The sequence below is a fragment of the Streptomyces sp. NBC_01428 genome (assembly GCF_036231965.1).
Lineage (GTDB): Bacteria > Actinomycetota > Actinomycetes > Streptomycetales > Streptomycetaceae > Streptomyces.
On sequence record NZ_CP109499.1, the window covers coordinates 6,365,972 to 6,383,659 of the forward strand.

The window sequence follows — 17,688 nt, forward strand, 5'->3', positions numbered from 1 at the left end:
ACCAGGCGCCAGGAGAAGGGGAGTTGAGGAAGGTGAACGCGATGAAGCCCGAGCAGGACCCTGAGCGCAACCCGTCCGGCGACGCGGCCATGAAGGGCCGTGTCACCCCGGTGCCCCCCGAGCGTCCCGAGGACGACCGGGCGAAGGCGGCCGACAGCGCCTCCGACGAGGACGTGTCGCGCCGTGAGGCACTGAAGGGCCATCTGGACCCCACGGCCGACGAGCAGACCCCGGGCGACCGGGCGAGGGCCGGCGACACCGCCGCGGTCCGGTCGGCCACGACGAGCGACGACACGAAGTCCCGCACCGGCACCACCGGCACGAGCACCGGCATCGGCGACGAGGCGAAGTCCCGCACCGGCACCGGCGGTACCACCGGCACGAGCACCGGCATCGGTGACGAGGCGAAGGCGGCCCGCGCGGCCCGGACCGGCGACGACATCGCCGCCCGGACGACCGGGACCGGCACGCCGGCCCGCGAGAGCGCGGACGTCCGCAGCGGTGAGCGCGCCGCCTCGCACGAGGACCGGACGAGCCGTACCGGTACGGGCCGGTCGGTCACCTCGCGTGACACGGACCTGGACACGGACAACGCCAAGCCCGGTTCCGCGTCGCGCGACGCCGGCGGCGTGCGCCGTGACACCGCGGGAGCGCTCCCCACGAGCGGCTCCGCGGACAGCGGCACCCGTACGGACGGCAAGGCCCACGGTCAGGGTTCCGCCAAGGACCCGGCCAAGGACTCCGGGAAGCACGGGGAGCGGCTGCTCCCCGGCGACGAGTACGACAAGTTCTCGGAGCGGATGCGGCACGCGGTCGGCGGGTTCGTCGACGGGCCGGAGGCGTCCGTCGAGGAGGCGGACCACGTCCTCGAGGAGCTCGCGAGCCGGTTCACGGAAGCCGTGTCCCAGCGTCGTCGTTCCCTGCGGACCTCCTGGCAGTCCGGCGGTGAGGGCAAGGCGTCGGCCTCCGACACCGAGAAGCTGCGGCTCGCCCTGCAGGACTACCGCGAGATGACCGAACGGCTGCTGCACATCTGAGCCGCCCTCGGACACCGCAGGCACCGTGAGGCCGCGTCCCGGACCATGTTCCGGGACGCGGCCTCACGGCGTTCGCGCGGTCGGGACGACCGCGCCGTTCCCGCCGTCCGGTCCGCGGGCGGGCCCGTCCCCGGACGGCCGGGCCGCCGTTACGCGGCTCCGTCTGCGCAGGCTAAGGCGGTCCGGCCCTCGCGGGCCGCGCGCCACTCCTGGACGATCTTCTCCACGTCGTAGGGCTTCAGCCCGAGGGGCGGACCCGGCGGCGGCTTGAACATGACCTCACGGATCTTGGCGTTGATGTCCTCGACGATCCGCCGGAGGGCCCGCTCCGAGGGCGCCGCGGCCGCCGCGACGAGGGCGTCCTCCGCCTCCTTGCGCAGGGCCAGCGTGGGCGGCAGCACCGACAGGCCCTCACGGGCCATCTTCCGCTTGATCCACCAGAGTTCGTCGTACGGCGTGTCGGTGACCGCGGGCAACGGCTTTCCCGCGCCCGGGAGTTCGTCGAACTCGCCGCGGGACTCCGCCTCGCGGATCTGCCGGTCGACCCAGGACTCGAAGCTGACACCGGGTGGCTTGCGCTCCGTCATGGGTCCATTGTGCCGGAGGCCGCACCAGGACGGGAATGGTCGAATTATCATGCGGCGGCGGCGTGGGAACCACGTCGCGTCAGGACACTGGGACCAGCACCCTTCACGAAGGAGCACGCGTGCTCGAACTCACCATGGCCACGATGTCCGGCGGGGACGCCGGCGCGACGGCCGGGATGCTGATGGCCGACGCGCCGAGCGACCCCGGGGCCATGCTGCGGGTGGGCCGGGACCGGGCCGTGTGCCGGCTCGCGACCCCCGACGACTGGCTGTTCGTGTCCCGGGTCCACCTGGAGTTCCTGTGCGGACCGGACGGCTCCTGGCAGGTCACCTGGCTGCAGGGCTCCCACCCGGAGCCGTCCTCCGAGGTCCGGCTGGCCCTGGTGGGCGTGCAGCCGCAGCCGCTGCCGTACGGGGGCACGGCCCGGCTGCCCGCGGGCGGCTCGGGCGAACTCGTCATCCAGGACCGCACGGGCCCCCGCACCGTGAACGTGGGCTTCTACCACGAGACCTAGGCCGGACACGGCCGAGGCCTGGTGCGGGGCCGGCGGATCGGCAGGGGTGGGCCGGGCGGCTCAGGCGTGTACGCGGGCCAGGGCGAAGCCGTCGTAGCCCTTGCTGCCGACCGTCTGGACCGCCGTGCCGTCCAGCCGGGGGTGCGAGGCGATGAGTTCGAGCGCGGCCCGGGTGCCCCGCACGCTCGGGTCGGTGCTCGTCGCGTCGGTGACCGCGCCGCCGCGGACGACGTTGTCGAGGACGATCACGCTGCCGGGCCGGGTGAGCCGGACCGCCCAGTCCAGGTAGTGGGCGTTGTTCACCTTGTCCGCGTCGATGAAGACGAAGTCGAAGGGCTCGGGGTTCTCGTCCGCCAGTTTCGGCAGGGACTCCAGGGCGGGGCCGACCCGCACCTCGGCGAGCTCGGCCAGGCCGGCCCGGGCGAGGTTGCCGCGGGCGACCTCGGCGTGCCGGGGGTCGTACTCCAGGGTGACCAGCCGGCCGTCGGCGGGCAGGGCGCGGCCGAGCCAGATCGTGCTGTAGCCGCCGAGGGTGCCGATCTCCAGGATGCGGCGGGCGCCCTGGATCTCGGCGAGGAGCCGGAGCAGCTTGCCCTGGTTCGGGGCGACGTTGATGGGGGGCAGTCCGGCCGCGTCGCTGTCGCGCAGCGCGGCGGCCAGCGTCTCGTCGGCGGGGGCCAGGAGGGTGGTGAAGTGGTCGTCGACGTCGGTCCAGACCTGCGACTCGCTCATGCACCGGGCCTTTCGTATGCCTAGTTAGATGCGCTAAGTATCTCAGGGGGAAACCTAGTCGTCCGCGCCGGTGCCTGCCAGCCGGTTCCGGGCCCGGCGCTCCGGTGCCGTCCGGCCGGGGGCGGGCCGGCGGGCACGGTACGGCGAAGGGCCGCGGTCGCGGGGCGTGGTGCCCCGCGACCGCGGCCCTTCGAGATCCGGCCGGCGGGCGCGGTGTCAGTCGCGCGCGGGCGCGGGCTCCACGGCGGGCGCGGAACCCGGCAGCGGGCGGCCCGCCGACTCCGACATGAACCAGACGGCCACACCGCCGATGACGGCCGCGGCCATCATGTAGTAGGCGGGCATCATCATGTTCCCGGTCGCTCCGATGAGGGCGGTGACCACCAGCGGGGTGGTGCCGCCGAAGAGCGAGACGGAGATGTTGAAGCCGATGGACAGCGAGCCGTAGCGGACCCGGGTCGGGAAGAGCGCCGGGAGCGCGGCCGGCATCGCGGCGGTGAAGCAGACCAGCAGCAGGCCGAGGGCCCCCATGCCGAGGGCGATCGCGACCAGGCTGCCCTGGCGGATCAGCAGCAGCGCCGGAACGGACAGGGCGAGGAAGCCCGCGCAGCCCGCGGCGATCACCGGGCGACGGCCGATCCGGTCGGTCAGCGCACCGGCGAAGGGCTGCACGATCATCATCAGCGCCATCACGCCGAGGACCACGAGCAGACCGTGCGTCTCGTCGTACTTCAGCTCGCTGGTCAGGTAGCTCGGCATGTAGGACAGCAGCATGTAGTCGGTGACGTTGAAGACGAGGACCAGGCCGACGCACAGCAGCAGGGCGCGCCACTGGCCGGTGATCATCTCGCGCAGCGGCACCTTGGGGCGGTCCGCCTCGGCCTTGTCCAGTTCCGCGGTGAACGCCGGGGTCTCCTCCAGGCGCATCCGCAGGTAGAGGCCGATGATGCCCATCGGGCCGGCGATCAGGAACGGGATGCGCCAGCCCCAGGAGAGCAGGTCGTCGGTGGAGAGCAGGGCGGTCATCAGGGTCACCAGACCCGCGCCGCCGATGTATCCGGCGAGCGTGCCGAACTCCAGCCAGCTGCCGAAGAAGCCGCGCTTCTTGTCGGGCGCGTACTCGGCGATGAACGTCGAGGCGCCCGCGTACTCGCCGCCGGTGGAGAAGCCCTGCACCAGACGGGCCGCGAGGAGCAGGATCGGGGCGCCGACGCCGATCGAGGCGTACGACGGGATCAGGCCGATCGCGAACGTGCCCGCCGCCATCATGATCATCGTGAGGGCGAGGACCTTCTGGCGGCCGATGCGGTCGCCGAGCGGGCCGAAGACCATGCCGCCGAGCGGGCGGACCAGGAAGGCCGCGGCGAAGGCGCCGAAGGTCGACAGGAGCTGGGCGGTCGGGTTGCCCGAGGGGAAGAAGACCTTGCCCAGGGTCACCGCGATGTAGCTGTAGACACCGAAGTCGAACCATTCCATCGCGTTGCCGAGCGCTGCCGCCTTCACAGCGCGCTTGACGAGCGCGGGGTCGGTGACGGTGACCTCTGGGGATGCCGGGCGGGCGGGGGCCGGGACGGATGTCGCGGGGGCTACCGGGGTCGCGGTGGGCAAGGGCCTTCCTTCCGCAGGGGACAGGGACGCGGCCCGCCCGGAGGCGGAACCGAGGCCTGCCCGGAGGCAGGCCGAAAAGCGACCTTAGAGCCACTCGTCCGGATGACGTGGAGCGAGCGGGTGGTCGCGGAACGCGCCTAAAGGCGGCGTATGCAGGCAGGACGCGGCGCTCCGGAGCGCCCCGCGGGCGTCCCGTCTGTGAGGTATGTCGCGGCCCCCGGACGGAACCGGCGTCTCGGACGACTATCGTCATTCGGGCAAAAGGGAGATCCGTGTCAGGGGGAGCGAGGGTTGCCCGCGTCTTTCGACGGGGCGGCGTGAGCCTCGTAGGGTCCTGACAAGGAGTGACGTACACGGCGTACGGGACATAACGGAACAACGGGGGCGGGAGGGTCGACGAGGCGTGGCGAACGTGGAGCACGGCGGACGAGCGGGAAATGCCTTCGCGGCAGGAGCACAGCCCGCGAGAGCCCGGCTGCGCGCGCTCCGCGTCGGGCTCTGGGTGATCGCCGCCCTCCTCGCCGCACGGCAGGTCGCCGCCGTCCTCGGCACCCCCAAGGCGGACCGGCTGACGGACCTGGAGACCTGGGTCGGACCCGACGGCGTCCTGCACGTGAAGGGCTCGCTGTACGACTCGACGCAGTTCACCGGGACCCCGTTCGGGGGACTCGTCCTCAAGCCCCTCACCCGGGCGGCCGAACAGGCCCTCGGCTGGGGCTGGACCTTCGGCACCCTGCTGCTGGTCGTCGCGCTCGGCCTGGTCGCCGCACGCGCCCTGCCGCAGCCCGTCAGCCGCCGTACGGCACTGCTCGCCGCACCCGTCGCCATCAGCCTGCTGATGCTGTCACTGCCCGTGCGCAACGCCCTCTACCTCGGCCAGACCAGCATCCTCCCGGTCCTGCTCGTCCTCCTCGGCTGCTTCGCCGTGCGCGAGGAGCGGGCCTGCGGCGTCCTGATCGGTCTCGCCGCGGCCCTCCAGCCCACCGTGCTGCTCTTCGCCCCGCTGCTCTGGTTCACCGGCCGCCGCCGGGCCGCTGCCTCCACCGGCATCACCTTCACCGCCCTCACCGCGCTCGCCTGGGCGGCGATGCCCCACGACTCGAACACCTACTGGGTGCACCACCTCGCGGGCGTCGGCCTCGGCCGGGCCGCCGACGACCTCGCCAACCAGTCCCTGCACGGCGCGCTGCTGCGCTTCGGCCTCAGCGGCCCCCTGGAGATCGGGCTGTTCCTGGCCCTCGGCGCGGCCGTCGCCGTCCTCGGACTGCGCCGCGCGGTGTTCTACGCCCGCGACGGGCAGCTCCTCCTCGCCGTCGCCATCACCGGCTGCGTCGCCGTCGCCGTCTCGCCCACCACCTGGCAGTACCAGCTGCTGTGGGTGCTGCTCGCGGTCGTCGGCCGGGTGGGCAGGAAGACCTCGGACCGCTTCATGTGGCCCGTCGCCGTCGTCCTCGTCATGACCCTGCCCGGGAAGATGATGCTGCCGAACATGGCGGTGCTCCACCCGGTGCGCGACAACGTCGTGCTGATCGCCGCGCTGGCCGCGGCCACCCTCGTCCCGTTCCTGTCCCGCTCCTCCGCGTACTACCGGGCGCCGGTCCCCACCGACTACGCCGAGCCCGTGCCCACCCGGTGGAAGCGCGTACCGCTGCTGCCCCTCCCCGGCCGCGTCCTCGCCCGTCCGAACCTGCTGCTCGAACTGCTCCTGATCCGCGTCGGCTACTCCGCCTACCAGCAGGTCAGGCTCGCCGCGACCGGCGGCACCAACGCGGGGGGCCGGGCCACCGCCGAGCACCACGGCGACCAGATACTCGCCGTCGAACGGTTCCTGCGCATCGACATCGAGCACTGGGTCAACCACGCGGTGTTCAAGATCGGGTTCCTGCGCGACTTCTTCGACTTCTACTACGAGTCGTTCCACTTCTTCGTCCCGCTGGGCGTCCTCGCGGTGCTCTACGTCCGCCGCCCCGCCGACTACCGCTGGGCCCGCTCGGCCCTCGGCTTCGCGACCCTGTTCGCCCTCGTCGGCTTCTGGCTCTACCCGCTCGCCCCGCCCCGCCTGATGCCGGGCCTCGGCGTCATCGACACGGTGCACGGGGTGCAGGACTTCTCCAAGCCGGACTACGGCACGCTGACCGCGCTCACCAACCAGTACGCGGCGATGCCCTCGCTGCACTTCGGCTGGTCCCTGTGGTGCGGGCTCGTCATCGCGATCCTGGCGCCGAAGTGGTGGATGAAGGCGCTGGGCCTGCTGCACCCGTTGTTCACGGTCTCCGCGATCGTCGCGACCGGCAACCACTGGACCCTGGACGCCGTCGGCGGCGCCGCCGTGGTCGCCGCGGGCTTCGGACTGACCTACCTCCTCCAGGGCCCACGGGCCCGGACCCCGGGGAAGACGGTCGAGGCCGGTGCCGAAGTGCCGGTTCCGGCCACCGGCCGTGTCCGGAGCTGACCCGCGGGACGGGCCGGCGGATGCCGGGAGGCCGCCGGCCCGAGCGATGAGGCGCCCGCTACGCCTGCCGGACCTGGAGTTCCTTGACGCCGTTCAGCCAGGCGGAGCGCAGCCGGCGCGGGTCGCCGGAGAGCCGCAGGCCGGGCATCGCGTCGGCGATCGCGTTGAAGATCAGGTCGATCTCCAGGGTGGCCAGCGATTTGCCGAGGCAGAAGTGCGGGCCGCCGCCGCCGAATCCGAGGTGCGGGTTCGGGTCGCGGGTGATGTCGAAGACCTCGGGGTTCTCGAACACCTCGGGGTCGTGGTTGGCGGAGGAGTAGAAGATGCCGACGCGGTCGCCCTTGGCTATCCGCTGCCCGCCCAGCTCGGTGTCCTGGGTCGCGGTGCGCTGGAAGGCGACGACGGGGGTCGCCCAGCGGACGATCTCCTCGGCGGTGGTCCTCGGGCGCTCCCGCTTGTAGAGGTCCCACTGGTCGGGGTGGGTGAGCAGGGCGTGCATGCCGTGCGTGATGGCGTTGCGGGTGGTCTCGTTGCCGGCGACGGCCAGCAGCAGGACGAAGAAGCCGAACTCGTCGGAGGCGAGGTTGCCCTCGTCCTCCGCCGCCACCAGCGTGCTGACGATGTCCTTCGCCGGGCACTGCTTGCGGTCGGCGGCCATGTTCATCGCGTACGAGATGAGTTCGGTCGCCGAGTCGGCGCCGATCTCCTCCGTGATCGCGTACTCCGGATCGTCGTACGCCACCATCTTGTTGGACCAGTCGAAGATCTTGACGCGGTCCTCCTGCGGGACGCCGATCAGCTCGGCGATCGCCTGCAGCGGCAGTTCGCAGGCCACCTGGGTGACGAAGTCGAAGGCTCCGTCCGGGCCGGCCTGCGCGAGCGCGTTCGCCACGATGGAGCCGGCCCGGGCGCGCAGCGCGTCCTCCAGCGAGCGGATGGCGCGCGGGGTGAAGCCGCGCTGCACGATCTGGCGGACCCGGGTGTGCTCCGGCGGGTCCATGTTCAGCATGATGAGCCGCTGGACCTCGATCTGCTCCCGCTGGATGTGCTCGTTGAAGCGGATGACGGCCGTGTTGAGGAACGAGGAGAACAGTTCGGGGTGCGTCGAGACGTACTTGACGTCCGCGTGCCGGGTGACGGCCCAGTAGCCGTCGTCCCCGAAGCCCGCGACGCCGTGCTGCTGCGGGATCCAGTGGACCGCTTCGGCCCGGCGCAGCTCGGCGAACTCCGGGAGCGGCACGCGGTGGTGCAGTACGTCGGGGTCGGTGAAATCGAACCCGTCGGGCAGCGCTGGACAGGGCATCGGCAACTCCGGGTCTCGCGCCTACGGCGATTCTGACGGTCCATCAGGAACAGGGAATCGCCGTGAAGGTAGTAACGGGTTCTACAAGTGGCAAGAGGTGCGGGGCCCTCAATTCCGTGCGGGATTCGTGCAGATCACGACTTCGGGAGCTGCACGACCCTTGCGGCGCGGGGGGTCCGCTCAGCAAACTGCACGCAGAACTGGTACGCGTTCTAGTTCTGCGCGGTGGGTGGGCCGGGACGCCCCGCGCTGCGCGGGTCAGCTGGGCCTGGCCGCCGGGCAGGCCTGAGGAGAGGACGAGCCCCCATGGCCGCGGAACCCGTGATCGTCGAAGCCGTACGGACGCCCATCGGCAAGCGCGGTGGCGCGCTCGCCAATCTGCATCCCGCCTATCTCCTGGGCGAGACCTACCGTGAACTCCTCGGCCGTACCGGCATCCACGCCGACTGCGTCGAGCAGATCGTCGGCGGCACGGTGACCCACGCCGGCGAGCAGTCGATGAACCCCGCGCGCACGGCCTGGCTGGCCATGGGACTGCCCTACGAGACCGCCGCGACGACCGTCGACTGTCAGTGCGGCTCCTCGCAGCAGGCCTCGCACATGGTCGCCAACATGATCGCGGCGGGGGTCGTCGACGTCGGCATCTCCTGCGGCGTCGAGGCGATGTCCCGGGTGCCGCTCGGGTCCGGCTCCAAGCACGGGCCGGGCAAGCCGTTCCCCGACGAGTGGAACGTCGATCTGCCGAACCAGTTCGAGGCGGCCGAGCGGATCGCGCGGCATCGCGGGCTGACGCGCGAGAACGTCGACTCCCTCGGGCTCATCTCGCAGGAGCGGGCCGCGATCGCGTGGTCGGAGGAGCGGTTCAAGCGGGAGACGTTCGCCGTGCAGGTGCCGACGACCGAGGAGGAGCAGGCGGCCGGGCAGGGCATGTGGCGGCTCGTCGACCGGGACGAGGGGCTGCGCGACACGTCGATGGAGGCGCTGGGGCGGCTGAAGCCGGTGATGCCGACCGCCGTGCACACGGCCGGCAACTCCTCGCAGATCTCCGACGGTGCGGCGGCGATCCTGTGGGCGTCCAAGCGGATGGCGCGGGCGCTGAAGCTGCGGCCCCGCGCGCGGATCGTGGCGCAGGCGCTGGTGGGGTCCGATCCGCACTTCCACCTGGACGGGCCGATCGACGCGACGCGGGCCGTGCTGGGCAAGGCGGGGATGTCGCTGAAGGACATCGACCTCGTCGAGATCAACGAGGCGTTCGCTTCCGTGGTGTTGAGCTGGGCGCAGGTCTTCGAGCAGGACCTGTCCAGGGTGAACGTCAACGGGGGCGGGATCGCGCTGGGGCATCCCGTGGGGGCCACGGGGGCTCGGCTCATCGCCACGGCGCTGCACGAGCTGGAGCGTCAGGACAAGGAGTTCGCGCTGGTGACGATGTGTGCGGGTGGGGGGCTGGCGACGGGGACGATCCTCCAGCGGCTGTAGGCGCCTTCTGGCGTCCCGTGCACGGCTGCGGTCCGGTGGGTGGGTCGGGGCCGTGCCGGTACATCCGCCCGTCGCCGCTGAATCAGACGTGGAACATCAACGCCGGGCTGCTCGATCCGGGCGTAAGTGACGGGCATCTGATGTACCGGCACGGCCCCTCACGCCGGATGCCGGGTGCGGGCAGTACGTGATTTTCAGCCCCTCCGGCGATTGAGGAGCGGGGTCCGGGGCGGAGCCCCGGGGTGGGAAGGGTAGGGGCGGAGGGGGCGAGAAACGCTTGTGGCCCGGGCGGGAGGGCGGTGCCGCGGGCCCGAGGGGTGAGGGGTGTAGCCGGCCCCGGGTACGCAGAAGGCGGCGGCCCCGGGGATCGGGGGTCGCCGCCTGCTTGTGGGCCGGCTCAGTACCAGCCGTTGGCCTGCCAGAAGTTCCACGCGCCGGCCGGGCTGCCGTAGCGGGAGTTCATGTAGTCGAGACCCCACTTGATCTGGGTCTTGGGGTTGGTCTTCCAGTCGGAGCCGGCGGACGCCATCTTCGAGCCGGGCAGGGCCTGGACCAGGCCGTACGCACCGGAGGAGGAGTTGGTCGCGCTGGGGTTCCAGCCGCTCTCGTGCTCCACGATCTTGCTGAAGGCGTTGAACTGGCCGGAGTCCGGGATCATCTTGTGCGCGATCGTCTTCGCGGAGGAGGCGCTGGTCGGCGTGGCGGCCTGGGCGGGCGCCGCGGCCAGGACCATGCCGGCGGTGGCAGCGGCCACAGCGGCACCGGCGAGGGCCTTCTTCGGGGAGGAGACGGCGCGACGGATGACAGAGACGGACACGGAGAACCTTTTTCTTCGGGGACATGAGGTCGCTCGCATGCCGTGACCACGTGAAGCGGTGGGGCGTACGTCGGCGCCGCGACCCGGGTGGGCCGTCGGCGCCTGGCGACTGCTCCAGAGAAACAGGCTCAGCGGCTGTCCGCAATGACCCTTTTTACTAGTGGTGGTCGCATCAGCGATGAAAGTCCCCTGTGTGACCTGAGTCTCAAACCCCAGGTGGGAGGGGGTTTCGATGCGTTCATGTCATGGGGTGGGGCTACGAAGCCGCTTCGTAGGTGACCTAAGTCCTGTGGGCCGCCTCACTCCGGGTCCGACGGAGGGTGCGCGCGTCGCCACGGGGTGTCGTCCGCCGGTGTGACGTGGGTCGCCGGTCAGCGGGGGTCGAACGTGACGGGGCTCTCGAAGGCGGCCCGGCGGGTGGCCCGGCGCAGCGCCTTCAGAAGGGTCGCGCCGAGCGTCAGCGTGAGGACGACCGTGACGACCGCGCGTCCCAGGTCCCAGCCGAGGGACGTGGCCAGGCAGTACGCGAGGAACCGCGCGAGGTTCGTGGGCAGCGTGGCGTCCGGGTCGAAGGCGACGTTCGAGGCCAGCGCGTCCATGAAGGGCCAGCCGGACAGGTTCATGACCGTGCCGTACGCGAAGGCGGCGAGGAACCCGTACCCGGCGAGCATCAGCAGTTCCCCGCGACCGCGCAGCCGGTCGGGCCCCGGCAGCAGACCCGCCCCCATCGTGAACCACCCCATGGCCAGCATCTGGAACGGCATCCAGGGCCCCACCCCGCCCGTGAGCAGGGCCGAGGCGAACATCGTCACGGAGCCGAGCACGAACCCGAAGCCCGGCCCGAGCACCCGCCCGCTCAGCACCATCAGGAAGAACATCGGCTCGATGCCCGCGGTCCCCGCCCCGACCGGGCGCAGCGCGGCGCCGGTCGCGGCCAGTACCCCGAGCATGGCGACCGCCTTGGGGCCGAGCCCCGACTCGGAGATCGTCGCCGCGACGACGGCGACCAGCAGGACCAGCAGCCCCGCGAACAGCCACGGGGCGTCCTGGGCGTGCGCGCCGACCTGCGAACCGGGGCCCGCGAGGAGCGGCCAGCCGAACCCGGCGACTCCGGTCGCGCTGACCAGGGCCAGGGCGGCGACGGACCGCGGGCCGAGGCGGACGGCCCTGGCCTGCGGCTGCACGGACCGGGCGGTGCGCCCGGCCGATTCCGGGGCGCTCATGCGAGGGCCTTTCCGACCTGGGCGACGGTGAGCCAGGGCTCGGGGGCGAGGATCTTGGCGACCTGCGGGGCGAAGGACGGTGACGCCACGACCACCTCGGCCGTCGGCCCGTCGGCGACGACCTCGCCGTCCGCGAGGATCACCACGCGATGGGCCAGGTCCGCCGCGAGCTCCACGTCGTGGGTGGCGAGCACGATGGCGTGACCCTCGGCGGCCAGCCCGCGCAGCACGGTCACCAGCCGGGCCTTCGCCGCGTAGTCCAGGCCGCGGGTCGGCTCGTCGAGCAGCAGCAGCGGGGGCCGGGCCGTCAGGACCACGGCCAGCGCCAGGGCCAGCCGCTGCCCCTCCGACAGGTCGCGGGGATGCGTGTCGTCGCCGATGTCCGGCAGCAGCTCCGACACCAGCGCCCGGCAGGTCCCGGCCGCTGCCGCGGCGTCCTCGTCGGCCGCCGCGCACTCGGCGGCCACCGTGTCCGCGTACAGCAGATCCCGGGGCTCCTGCGGTACGAGTCCGACGCGGCGCACGAGATCGCGCGGCGCCGTGCGGTGGGGTACCGCGCCGCCGACCCGTACGGAGCCCGCAGCCGGTTCGACGAGCCCGACCAGCGCCCCGAGCAGCGTCGACTTCCCGGCACCGTTGCGGCCCATCAGCGCGATCGTCTCGCCGGGGCCCGCGGTGAGGTCCACCCGGCGCAGCGCCTCCACCCGTCCGCGCCGCACGGCCAGCGAGCGGACGACGGCCACCTCGGCCGGGGCGGACGACGCGGGAGCGCCGGGGGTGACGGGGGCGGGCCTGCCGAGGAGGCGGGCGAGGAGGGGGCGGGAGGGGGCCGCCGGTGCGACGGCCGCCGGGTGTCCCGCCGGGCCGTGCGGTGCCGCGACTCCCGTGGGGGCTCCTGCCTCGGGGGACCCCTGGGTCTCGCGGCGGATTCCGGCGAGGCGCTCGCGCAGGGGTTCCGCCCGGCGGCGCGCGTCGCGGACGGTCAGGGGGAGCGGGGACCAGCCGGCCAGGCGGCCCAGCTCCACCACGGGCGGGCGGACCGGTGAGACGGCCATGATCTCCGCCGGGGTGCCCAGTGTCAGGGGCGCTCCGGGCGCGGGGAGGAGGGCGAGCCGGTCGGCGTACTGGACGACGCGCTCAAGGCGGTGCTCCGCCATCAGGACCGTCGTACCGAGGTCGTGGACGAGGCGCTGGAGGACGGCGAGGACCTCCTCCGCGGCGGCGGGGTCCAGGGCCGAGGTGGGCTCGTCGAGGACCAGCACCCGGGGGTGCGGGGTCAGGACGGAACCGATCGCGACGCGTTGGCGCTGGCCGCCGGACAGGGTGGCGATCGGACGGTCCCGCAGGTCCGTGAGGGAGAGCAGGTCGAGGGTCTCCTCGACACGGCGCCGCATCACCGACGGGGCGAGGCCGAGCGACTCCATCCCGTAGGCGAGTTCGTCCTCCACCGTGTCCGTCACGAAGTGGGACAGCGGGTCCTGGCCCACCGTGCCCACCACGTCGGCGAGTTCACGCGGCCGGTGCGTGCGGGTGTCCCGTCCCGCCACGGTGACCCGGCCGCGCAGGGTTCCGCCCGTGAAGTGCGGGACCAGTCCGCTCACCGCGCCGAGCACCGTCGACTTGCCGACCCCGGACGGGCCGACGAGCAGCACGAGTTCACCCTCCGGGACGTCGAGGTCCACCCCCTGGACGGCGGGTCCGGCCGCGCCGGTGTACGTCACGGAGACGTCCTCGAAGCGGATCATGAGGGCTCCTCGGGGGCCGGGGTTCGCAGGGGGGTCGGGGCCACGAAGGCGGGGAGCAGGCCCAGCAGGACGGCCGCCGCGGGCCCGAGCGGCAGGGTGGGAGCGACGAGGGGGACGACACCGGGGCGCAGGGCGGCGGGGTCGCCGGACGCGGCCAGGATCATCAGGGCCGCCACGGCCGCGCCGGATCCGGCGACCAGCCAGGCCCGCACGCCCCACACGTCGGGCCGGTAGCGGGTCCGCAGGGAGCGCCGGCCGCCCAGCCACAGGCCGCCGAGCGCCGCGGCGAGTCCGGCCAGCAGCACCGGCAGCCCGTACGTGCCGCCCTCGGCCGTCAACAGCCCGTAGGTGCCCGCGCACACGCCGAGCAGCCCGCCCAGGGTGAGGGCACCGGTCGTGCGGCGGACGGCGGGCGGAACCTGGGCCGTGCGCCCGTATCCGCGCGCGTCCATCGCGGCGGCCAGCGCGACCGAACGCTCCAACGCGCCTTCGAGGACCGGCAGTCCGACGTGCAGCAGCCCGCGCAGCCCCCGGTCGGGACGCCCCCGGAGCCGGCGCGCGGCGCGCAGCCGCTGGGCGTCGGCGATCAGATGCGGTGCGAAGGTCAGCGCGACGACCACGGCGACCCCCGCCTCGTACAGCGCCCCCGGCAGTGACTTGAGCAGCCGCGCCGGGTTCGCGAGGGCGTTCGCCGCGCCGACGCAGACGAGGAGGGTGGCCAGCTTCAGACCGTCGTACAGCGCGAAGACCACGCCCTCGGCGGTGACCCGGCCGCCGACGCGGATGCCCTGCGCCCAGTGCGGCAGCGGGAGTTCGGGGAGGGTGACGATCACGTGCGTGCCCGGGATGGGGGAGCCGAGGAGCACCGCGAAGGCCAGCCGGACGATCAGGACCGCGGCGGCCAGTTTCACGAAAGCGGTGTAGGAGCGGGCCCAGGGCGCGTCACTGCGGTGGGTGGCCACCACGTATCCCGCGACTCCGATGAGGAGGGCCAGGATCAGGGGGTTCGTGGTGCGCGAGGCCGCGGTGCCGAGGCCCAGGGCCCAGATCCACCAGGCTCCCGGATGCAGGGCGCCCGCGCGGGCCGACCACGGCGGCCGGGCCGGGGAGCCGGGCGGCGCGGCCGGTCCGTCGCCGGTCTCCCGGCGGCCCGGTTCCGGCAGGCCGGCGTCCGGCCGTCCCGGGGGACGGCCGGGGCGGCTCCGGTCCGTGGCCGCGGCGGTGGGATGTGCACGGTCGCCGGTGTTCATGGTCGCGCTCAGCCCCTGCGGCGGCGGGCCTGCCGGACGGCCGCCGCGCCGAGCGCCGCCACCGCGGCGACGCCCGCCCACAGGCCCACCGACGGACCGTGACCGGCCGGCTCGGCCGCACCCGGCCGGGCGGACGCGGTGGGTTCGGAGGCCGCGACCTGGTCGCCGCAGCCCGTGCGCGGGTAGCCGGAGATCGCGCACAGCAGGGCGTTGGTGTCGTAGCGCAGCGGTTTGGCGACCGCCGCCAGCGCCTCCGCGGTGCTCGCGTCGGGGGCGACGCGGGCGCACGCGGTGCGCGGGGCGGGCGGCCGCTCGCCGGACGGCGCGTCCGCGGCCGTGCCGGAGTCGATGACCAGCGCCACGCGCTTCGTGCCCCGCTCGGCGGCCGTGCCGGCACAGATCGCGGCGAAGTCCCGCTCCCCGCGCGGCTGTACGGCGTGCCGGGAGTCCTCGCTCACGGCGAAGCGGAAGCCCTCGACGTCACCGTCGGACGGCCGCGCGGTCGACGGGCCCTGGGTCGCGTACGTCCACTTCCCGCCGGCCAGGTCCCAGAAGGACCAGTAGCGGTAGCCGACCGCCCGGGCCTGCCCCGCGCCGCCGAGGACGAGGAGCAGGAGGGCGAGGGCGAGCGCCAGGGCCGGCGCGGTCGTCCGGCGGACGGTCACAGCTGTCGGTTCTTGTTGCGGCCGCTGATCAGGAAGCCGATGCCGACACCGGCGACCAGGCCGACACCGACGATCCACCACACGCCGAGCCCGCCGCCGTCGTCCTTCTTCTCGTCGTCCTTCTTCTCGCTCGGCGTGGCCGAGGCGCCCGCCGTGCTCGGCGCCGGGCCCGTCGCGTTCAGCTTCGCGACCAGGTCCTGGCCGCCGAAGTCACGCGGGTCGGTGCCGGTGCTGTGCGCGGCGAAGATCAGCTGCGCGTACGCGGCGGGGCCGGACTTGGCGGCCCAGGCGGCGGAGTTCTTCTCCAGCCAGGCGAGCGGCTTCTTCGCCTCCTTCGTGGCCCCGATGGACGACAGGGCCACGACCGCGTCCGCCGTGTTGCCGTAGTCGGGCTGGTCATCGGCACCGGGGAGCGAGGACTTCAGGTACGAGGTCTTGGCCAGCGCCCCGGCGAGGTAGTTGGCGCCGTTGCCCGCCGCGTCCGCCCGGTCGGGGGTCTCGGTGGTGACGCATCCCGTGAGGGCGTTCGTGTTTCCGGTCTGCGCGACGAAGCCCTGGCCCATGCCGGCCGTCACGCCCGCGGCGGTCGCGTCCGCGTTCGCCGCGAGCCTGCCCTTCTTGTCGGGCTGGTAGGCGAAGGCGCCGCCACCGTTTCCCTTGCACGGCATCGACAGCGTCAGCAGCGCGTCGTAGGGGGACTTGCCGTCCCTGGAGACGCTCTGGGGCTTCTTGCCGACCGCGTGCAGCGCGCCGACCACGACGGACGTCGAGTTGGTGTCGCTGGGCCCGCCGGCCATGTAGCCCCAGCCGCCGTCCTTGTTCTGCGCGGACTTCAGCCAGGTCACCGCCCGGCCGGTGGCGTCGTCGTGCCCGCCGAGCGCGGCCAGCGCCTGGACGGCGGCGGCGGTGCTGTTGGTGTCGACCTGCGTCTTGGCGTCGCACGCGGCGGAGGCGTCGGCGCGGAACGCGGCGAACGCGCCGTTCGCGCACTGCTGCCCGGTCAGCCAGTCCACGGCCTTCGCGGCGGGACGCACCCCGGCGGTGTCCTGGGCGAGCAGGGCGAGGGACTGCCGCCACACGCCGTCGTACGTCGGGTCGGTGGAGCCGTAGAGGCCGGAGGGGATCGCCGTCGACGGCGAGGGGGAGGAGTCCGCCGCGAGGGCGGCCGGTGCGAGCACCGCTCCGATCACGGTGGTGGCGGCCAGTACCGCGGCGGTGCGGCGAACGAACATGACTCTCCCAGTGGGGAGCCGGGCAGCACCGGGTACGACGAGGCATCCCGGGCGGCTCCGGCTCCGTATCCCTCGACGGTGCCGGCCGTCGGCGGACTGCCGAGGGCGCGAGCCGGTCACATCCCGGGCGAGGCGATCCGGCTCACCGCCGAAGCGGCTCACGGTTGCGGGTCAGCGCCGGATTTGCACCGGCTTCTCCTCGTACGGGTGTGATGACGACGGGCTCACTCTACCGGCCGTACGAAAGAACTTTCGTGCCGCCTGTGCGCCCGCCGGGGGCGGCGTTAGGTTCGGGCCATGCGGACGGGGAGACTGCTCGGTTCGGGGCGTTCGGCGGACGTCTACGAGATCGACGAGGCGTGGGTGCTGCGGCGGGACCGCGGCGGCTGGGGCGACGCGACGGCCGAGGCCGTCGTCATGCGGCACGTCCACGAGCACGGCTATCCGGTGCCGGGCGTGCGGGCCGCGACCCGCGCCGACCTGGTCATGGAGCGGCTGTCGGGGCCGACCATGCTGGAGGCGTTCGGGCAGGGGCTGCTGTCCCCGCCGGAGGCGGGCCTCGTCCTGGCCCGGCTGCTGCGCCGGCTGCACGCCGTGCCCGCGCGGTTGTCCGCCGATCCCGCGGTCCGCGTCCTGCACCTGGACCTGCACCCCGACAACGTGATGCTCACCCCGGACGGACCGAAGGTCATCGACTGGGCCAACGCCGAGGAGGGGCCGCCCGGCCTCGACTGGGCCACGTCCGCGGTGATCCTCGCCCAGGTCGCCGTGGGCGGCGGACCGATCGGCGACGTGGCGGGCGAGACGCTGGACGCCCTGCTCGACGCGAACGAGGACCAGGTGACGGAGAGCGCGCTGGCCGAGGCGCTGCGGCGCCGGGCGGCCAACCCGACGATGAGCGGCCGCGAGGTCGAGCTGCTCGGGGACGCGGAGGACCTGATCCGGGTGGTGCTCGGCCGGCGGTGAGCCGGCGCCCGTCCCACCAACCCGCGGCCGCCCGACAGCTTCTCCGTCCCCCTCGGCCCCTGCCCGACGCCGGTCCACCC

At 73.4% G+C, this 17,688-nt stretch carries 15 protein-coding genes; 5 read left to right on the forward strand and 10 right to left on the reverse strand.

Translation table 11 applies throughout. The features are described from left to right. The first annotated feature begins 41 nt into the window (after nucleotides 1–41). Complete coding sequence (locus OG406_RS27540; RefSeq protein ID WP_329188320.1) at nucleotides 42–1,037, forward strand: hypothetical protein; 996 nt, start codon at nucleotides 42–44, stop codon at nucleotides 1,035–1,037. Nucleotides 1,038–1,186: 149 nt separating this feature from the next. On the opposite strand, the gene OG406_RS27545 is transcribed toward OG406_RS27540, so the two are convergent. Further along, nucleotides 1,187–1,624 (reverse strand): J-domain-containing protein, encoded by a 438-nt coding sequence (locus OG406_RS27545; protein ID WP_329188322.1) that lies wholly within the window; start codon nucleotides 1,622–1,624, stop codon nucleotides 1,187–1,189. A 119-nt stretch (nucleotides 1,625–1,743) separates the two neighbouring features. Between OG406_RS27545 and OG406_RS27550 the strand changes: the two genes are divergently transcribed. Next, on the forward strand, nucleotides 1,744–2,139 hold the full coding sequence (locus OG406_RS27550; protein WP_164371695.1) for a hypothetical protein: 396 nt from the start codon (nucleotides 1,744–1,746) through the stop codon (nucleotides 2,137–2,139). A 60-nt stretch (nucleotides 2,140–2,199) separates the two neighbouring features. Here OG406_RS27550 and OG406_RS27555 read toward each other — a convergent pair whose 3' ends face one another. Together OG406_RS27555 and proP are read right to left on the reverse strand one after the other, a co-directional pair. Beyond that, nucleotides 2,200–2,871: an O-methyltransferase gene (locus OG406_RS27555; RefSeq protein ID WP_164371696.1), complete on the reverse strand. Its 672-nt coding sequence runs from the start codon at nucleotides 2,869–2,871 to the stop codon at nucleotides 2,200–2,202. Between the two features lie 216 nt (nucleotides 2,872–3,087). Continuing rightward, entirely contained in the window at nucleotides 3,088–4,479 is a 1,392-nt protein-coding gene (gene proP / locus OG406_RS27560; RefSeq protein WP_164371697.1) for a glycine betaine/L-proline transporter ProP, read from the reverse strand. Between the two features lie 403 nt (nucleotides 4,480–4,882). Between proP and OG406_RS27565 the strand changes: the two genes are divergently transcribed. After that, nucleotides 4,883–6,931 carry a bifunctional glycosyltransferase 87/phosphatase PAP2 family protein gene (locus OG406_RS27565; protein WP_267050689.1) on the forward strand — a complete coding sequence of 683 codons (2,049 nt, stop codon included), beginning with the start codon at nucleotides 4,883–4,885 and terminating at the stop codon, nucleotides 6,929–6,931. 58 nt (nucleotides 6,932–6,989) lie between these two features. On the opposite strand, the gene OG406_RS27570 is transcribed toward OG406_RS27565, so the two are convergent. Then, entirely contained in the window at nucleotides 6,990–8,234 is a 1,245-nt protein-coding gene (locus OG406_RS27570; RefSeq protein WP_164371699.1) for a cytochrome P450, read from the reverse strand. Nucleotides 8,235–8,540: 306 nt separating this feature from the next. Here OG406_RS27570 and OG406_RS27575 point away from each other — a divergent pair, with 306 nt between their 5' ends. Further along, on the forward strand, nucleotides 8,541–9,710 hold the full coding sequence (locus OG406_RS27575) for a steroid 3-ketoacyl-CoA thiolase (protein ID WP_266613397.1): 1,170 nt from the start codon (nucleotides 8,541–8,543) through the stop codon (nucleotides 9,708–9,710). Between the two features lie 397 nt (nucleotides 9,711–10,107). Here OG406_RS27575 and OG406_RS27580 read toward each other — a convergent pair whose 3' ends face one another. From OG406_RS27580 to OG406_RS27605, 6 genes are all read right to left on the reverse strand, one after another. Further along, complete coding sequence (locus OG406_RS27580) at nucleotides 10,108–10,527, reverse strand: transglycosylase SLT domain-containing protein (RefSeq protein WP_081216981.1); 420 nt, start codon at nucleotides 10,525–10,527, stop codon at nucleotides 10,108–10,110. A gap of 371 nt (nucleotides 10,528–10,898) precedes the next feature. Further along, nucleotides 10,899–11,750 carry an ECF transporter S component gene (locus OG406_RS27585; RefSeq protein ID WP_329188325.1) on the reverse strand — a complete coding sequence of 284 codons (852 nt, stop codon included), beginning with the start codon at nucleotides 11,748–11,750 and terminating at the stop codon, nucleotides 10,899–10,901. After that, the gene (locus OG406_RS27590; protein ID WP_329188327.1) at nucleotides 11,747–13,495 is read right to left on the reverse strand and encodes an ABC transporter ATP-binding protein; all 1,749 of its coding nucleotides are present in this window, start codon (nucleotides 13,493–13,495) and stop codon (nucleotides 11,747–11,749) included. Before OG406_RS27590 ends, OG406_RS27585 begins: the two co-directional genes overlap by 4 nt. Next, nucleotides 13,492–14,745 carry an energy-coupling factor transporter transmembrane component T gene (locus OG406_RS27595; RefSeq protein WP_323178208.1) on the reverse strand — a complete coding sequence of 418 codons (1,254 nt, stop codon included), beginning with the start codon at nucleotides 14,743–14,745 and terminating at the stop codon, nucleotides 13,492–13,494. Before OG406_RS27595 ends, OG406_RS27590 begins: the two co-directional genes overlap by 4 nt. A gap of 8 nt (nucleotides 14,746–14,753) precedes the next feature. Then, the gene (locus tag OG406_RS27600) at nucleotides 14,754–15,410 is read right to left on the reverse strand and encodes an SCO2322 family protein (protein WP_266848761.1); all 657 of its coding nucleotides are present in this window, start codon (nucleotides 15,408–15,410) and stop codon (nucleotides 14,754–14,756) included. Further along, nucleotides 15,407–16,642: a terpene cyclase/mutase family protein gene (locus OG406_RS27605; protein WP_164371628.1), complete on the reverse strand. Its 1,236-nt coding sequence runs from the start codon at nucleotides 16,640–16,642 to the stop codon at nucleotides 15,407–15,409. Before OG406_RS27605 ends, OG406_RS27600 begins: the two co-directional genes overlap by 4 nt. A gap of 297 nt (nucleotides 16,643–16,939) precedes the next feature. Here OG406_RS27605 and OG406_RS27610 point away from each other — a divergent pair, with 297 nt between their 5' ends. Beyond that, nucleotides 16,940–17,608, forward strand: coding sequence for a phosphotransferase (locus OG406_RS27610; protein ID WP_164371627.1), 669 nt, complete (start codon nucleotides 16,940–16,942; stop codon nucleotides 17,606–17,608). Nucleotides 17,609–17,688: the final 80 nt, after the last annotated feature.

What these genes read in the sequence shown, in the direction of transcription:
- OG406_RS27540 (WP_329188320.1), top strand. Translation starts at nt 42, where the DNA reads ATGAAGCCCGAGCAGGACCCTGAGCGCAACCCGTCCGGCGACGCGGCC.
- OG406_RS27605 (WP_164371628.1), bottom strand. Translation starts at nt 16,642, where the DNA reads ATGTTCGTTCGCCGCACCGCCGCGGTACTGGCCGCCACCACCGTGATC.
- OG406_RS27585 (WP_329188325.1), bottom strand. Translation starts at nt 11,750, where the DNA reads ATGAGCGCCCCGGAATCGGCCGGGCGCACCGCCCGGTCCGTGCAGCCG.
- OG406_RS27545 (WP_329188322.1), bottom strand. Translation starts at nt 1,624, where the DNA reads ATGACGGAGCGCAAGCCACCCGGTGTCAGCTTCGAGTCCTGGGTCGAC.
- OG406_RS27575 (WP_266613397.1), top strand. Translation starts at nt 8,541, where the DNA reads ATGGCCGCGGAACCCGTGATCGTCGAAGCCGTACGGACGCCCATCGGC.
- OG406_RS27570 (WP_164371699.1), bottom strand. Translation starts at nt 8,234, where the DNA reads ATGCCCTGTCCAGCGCTGCCCGACGGGTTCGATTTCACCGACCCCGAC.
- OG406_RS27590 (WP_329188327.1), bottom strand. Translation starts at nt 13,495, where the DNA reads ATGATCCGCTTCGAGGACGTCTCCGTGACGTACACCGGCGCGGCCGGA.
- OG406_RS27610 (WP_164371627.1), top strand. Translation starts at nt 16,940, where the DNA reads ATGCGGACGGGGAGACTGCTCGGTTCGGGGCGTTCGGCGGACGTCTAC.
- OG406_RS27555 (WP_164371696.1), bottom strand. Translation starts at nt 2,871, where the DNA reads ATGAGCGAGTCGCAGGTCTGGACCGACGTCGACGACCACTTCACCACC.
- OG406_RS27595 (WP_323178208.1), bottom strand. Translation starts at nt 14,745, where the DNA reads ATGAACACCGGCGACCGTGCACATCCCACCGCCGCGGCCACGGACCGG.